The organism is Aggregatibacter actinomycetemcomitans DSM 8324 (assembly GCF_000372365.1).
GTDB classification, from domain to species: Bacteria; Pseudomonadota; Gammaproteobacteria; order Enterobacterales; family Pasteurellaceae; genus Aggregatibacter; species Aggregatibacter actinomycetemcomitans.
Map to the genome: position 1 here is coordinate 1 of NZ_AQUU01000029.1, position 2,467 is coordinate 2,467.

The following is a 2,467-nucleotide window of genomic DNA, read 5'->3' on the forward strand; positions in this document are numbered from 1 at the left end:
GCTAACGTCCGTCGTGGAGAGGGAAACAACCCAGACCGCCGGCTAAGGTCCCAAAGTACTAATTAAGTGGGAAACGAAGTGGGAAGGCTTAGACAGCTAGGATGTTGGCTTAGAAGCAGCCATCATTTAAAGAAAGCGTAATAGCTCACTAGTCGAGTCGGCCTGCGCGGAAGATGTAACGGGGCTAAAATTAGTCACCGAAGCTGCGGCATCAGGCGTATCACTAATACGCCTTACGATTAACAATTTGCGAAATGAAGAGAAGCAAGTTGGTCAAGCGCCAAACACGTTGAGGCGGAAGTCATGACGGGAAGTGCGGTTGGGAATTGAGGAATATTAGTGATACGCCTGTTGGGTAGGGGAGCGTTGTGTAAGCGGAAGAAGGTGTATTGAGAGGTATGCTGGACGTATCACAAGTGCGAATGCTGACATAAGTAACGATAAAACGGGTGAAAAACCCGTTCGCCGGAAGACCAAGGGTTCCTGTCCAACGTTAATCGGGGCAGGGTGAGTCGGCCCCTAAGGCGAGGCTGAAAAGCGTAGTCGATGGGAAACGGGTTAATATTCCCGTACTTGGTAAAGCTGCGATGTGGGGACGGAGCAGGTTAGGTTAGCGTGCTGTTGGATATGCACGTTTAAGTTGGTAGGTGGGGAGCTTAGGCAAATCCGGGCTCCTATAAACACTGAGAGATGATGACGAGGCCTTAAGGGGCTGAAGTAACTGATACCATACTTCCAGGAAAAGCCACTAAGCGAAAGGCTTTACTAAACCGTACTGAAAACCGACACAGGTGGTCAGGTAGAGAATACTCAGGCGCTTGAGAGAACTCGGGTGAAGGAACTAGGCAAAATAGCACCGTAACTTCGGGAGAAGGTGCGCCGGCGTAGATTGTAAGGGCTTGCCCCTGAAGGTTGAACCGGTCGAAGATACCAGCTGGCTGCAACTGTTTATTAAAAACACAGCACTCTGCAAACACGAAAGTGGAGGTATAGGGTGTGATGCCTGCCCGGTGCCGGAAGGTTAATTGATGGTGTAATCGCAAGAGAAGCATCTGATCGAAGCCCCGGTAAACGGCGGCCGTAACTATAACGGTCCTAAGGTAGCGAAATTCCTTGTCGGGTAAGTTCCGACCTGCACGAATGGCATAATGATGGCCAGGCTGTCTCCACCCGAGACTCAGTGAAATTGAAATCGCCGTGAAGATGCGGTGTACCCGCGGCTAGACGGAAAGACCCCGTGAACCTTTACTATAGCTTGACACTGAACATTGAATTTTGATGTGTAGGATAGGTGGGAGACTATGAAGTAGTGACGCCAGTCATTATGGAGTCGACGTTGAAATACCACCCTTTAACGTTTGATGTTCTAACGAGACATCGATTACAGGTGTTCGGACAGTGTCTGGTGGGTAGTTTGACTGGGGCGGTCTCCTCCCAAAGGATAACGGAGGAGCACGAAGGTTTGCTAATCACGGTCGGACATCGTGAGGTTAGTGCAATGGTATAAGCAAGCTTAACTGCGAGACGGACAGGTCGGGCAGGTACGAAAGTAGGTCATAGTGATCCGGTGGTTCTGCATGGAAGGGCCATCGCTCAACGGATAAAAGGTACTCCGGGGATAACAGGCTGATACCGCCCAAGAGTTCATATCGACGGCGGTGTTTGGCACCTCGATGTCGGCTCATCACATCCTGGGGCTGAAGTAGGTCCCAAGGGTATGGCTGTTCGCCATTTAAAGTGGTACGCGAGCTGGGTTTAGAACGTCGTGAGACAGTTCGGTCCCTATCTGCCGTGGGCGTAGGAGAATTGGTTGGGGCTGCTCCTAGTACGAGAGGACCGGAGTGGACGCACCGCTGGTGTTCCGGTTGTGTCGCCAGACGCATAGCCGGGTAGCTAAGTGCGGGAGAGATAAGTGCTGAAAGCATCTAAGCACGAAACTTGCCAAGAGATGAGTTCTCCCAGACTTTAGGTCTGTAAGGGTTGTTTAAGACGAAGACGTAGATAGGCGTGGTGTGTAAGCGTAGTGATATGTTGAGCTAACACGTACTAATTGCCCGAGGGACTTAGCCATACAACGCTCAAGTGTTTTTGCGGGGGAGCAGGAGCGTGGGGATGTATTGATAAGAATAACGGTATTAGATTAAATTAAAGAGAAAGAGAAAGATAAAGAGAAGAAAAAGGATTGTAGCTCAGGAGAGGGAGTTGAGGGAAGGAAGTTGGTTTGAGGCTTGTTTTTGGAAGATGACGCGTATAGTACGCGGGAAGGGAAGTAAGAAGAGAAAGAACGAGAGAAGCGAAGAGCGGAATAAGAAAGCGAAAGCGCGGAAAGGAGAGAGGATAGTCATCAAAGAATATTGGCGGCGATAGTGCGGTGGTACCACCTGAAACCATACCGAACTCAGAAGTGAAAGGCCGTAATGCCGATGGTAGTGTGGGGCATCCCCATGTGAGAGTAGGTCACCGCCAA

Annotated in this window: 2 rRNA genes; both read left to right on the forward strand. The window is 50.3% G+C overall.

The features are described 5' to 3' along the window. A 23S ribosomal RNA gene (locus tag A3CS_RS0110670) occupies positions 1–2,071 on the forward strand; the annotation flags it as partial. A gap of 282 nt (positions 2,072–2,353) precedes the next feature. After that, positions 2,354–2,467: ribosomal RNA gene (gene rrf / locus A3CS_RS0110675) — 5S ribosomal RNA — on the forward strand; the annotation flags it as partial.